Source organism: Halomonas sp. McD50-4 (assembly GCF_022348135.1).
Classification (GTDB): Bacteria; Pseudomonadota; Gammaproteobacteria; order Pseudomonadales; family Halomonadaceae; genus Vreelandella; species Vreelandella piezotolerans.
Window position 1 is genome coordinate 1 of record NZ_JAKRFG010000039.1, and the last position, 1,309, is coordinate 1,309.

Below are 1,309 nucleotides of genomic sequence, written 5' to 3' on the forward strand. Positions count from 1 at the left end.
TGCAGGTCCGGAACAGCGACTCCGAGAAGGCGTTGTCATTGGAAACTCGGGGGCGGCTGTACGACGGGGTGATGTTCAGCCGCTGCAGCGTCGCCTGGAGCGTCGAGCCCTTCATGGCGGAGCCGTTATCAGCGTGTAATACCAGCGGCTGGCTGATACATCCCTCGCGCAGCACGGCCCGCTGGATGACCTCGCTGCTGTTGGCCATGGTCTCCTGATCAAAGACCTCGGCATCGACGATCTTGCGGCTGTAGATGTCGACGATCATGTAGAGGTAGTAGAACTGCCCACGCACCGGGGTCGGAAGGTATGTCACGTCCCAGCTCCAACAAGCATTTGGGCGCGTTACGCGGTGTCTCTGTGGATCACCCTTGGGACGTGGGGCACGAGCCCGGCCACGATGGTGCTGCTCGCCATGCTCCCGGAGGATGCGGTAGTAGCTGGACTCTGACGCCACATAGAGGCCTTCCTCGTCCAGCAGCCGCGGCACGATCTGCCCCGGCGGCAGGCTGGCAAACTCAGGACGATGGCAGATCTCCAGCACCTGCTGACACTCCTCAGGCGACAGCGCGTGGCGCGGGACAGGCCGCACGGCCTCAGGCCGGCGGTCCTGATCGCCCCGCACCCAGCGACGGTAGGTGTTGGTACTGATGCCGAGCTCTGCACAGGCGGCCTGCAGGCGGGCCCCTGCGGCGCGGGCTTCATCGATCAGCTGTACGGCGTCCTGGCGATCTGAAGTGCTGATCATTCGTCCTCGTCCCCCCAGATCGCTCGGGCCTTTTTTCTCAACGCTAGCAGCGCCGCGGTTTCCGCGAGAGCAGCCTCCTTGCGGCGAAGCTCACGTTTGAGCTCCTTGTTCTCCTGGCGCTCCGCCTTGCGGGCTTCGCTGACCTGCTTCGAAGCGGCATCGCTCCGGTCGTTGGCACCTTCGCAGCTCGCCCGCCAGCGCTGGATCTGCTCGGGGTAGAGGCCCCGCTGCCGGCAGTACTCGGCACGCTCGGCTTCACTGAGGGCCGCCGTTTCCAGTACGGCGTGGAACTTGTCCTGCGAGCTCCAGCCCTCAGGGTCATCACCCTGGTCCGGCAGGAGGCGGCCAGCTTGCCGAGCCTTCTTGCGCCAGGTGTACAGCGTCGCCGCGGAGATGCCTTCTTCCTGGGCCACCTCCGCCACCGTGCGGTTATGCGGCGGGAGCAGCTTCTTGAGGATGGCTTCCCGGCGCTCATCGGAGTACTTCATCGGAACCTCGTCACGCCCCACATCGTTCAGAGTCTAACAGCCGTTGACACTCCAACTAGCTTGACAGTGTGGG

At 64.6% G+C, this 1,309-nt stretch carries 2 protein-coding genes; both read right to left on the reverse strand.

Annotated features, from left to right (window positions below):
* Positions 1 to 748, reverse strand: a 748-nt coding sequence (locus MHM85_RS18260; RefSeq protein WP_239286589.1) for a DDE-type integrase/transposase/recombinase, incomplete at its 3' end; no start/stop codon positions are given.
* Entirely contained in the window at positions 745 to 1,236 is a 492-nt protein-coding gene (locus MHM85_RS18265; RefSeq protein ID WP_239286590.1) for a transposase, read from the reverse strand. The genes MHM85_RS18265 and MHM85_RS18260, both read right to left, overlap by 4 nt.
* Positions 1,237 to 1,309: the final 73 nt, after the last annotated feature.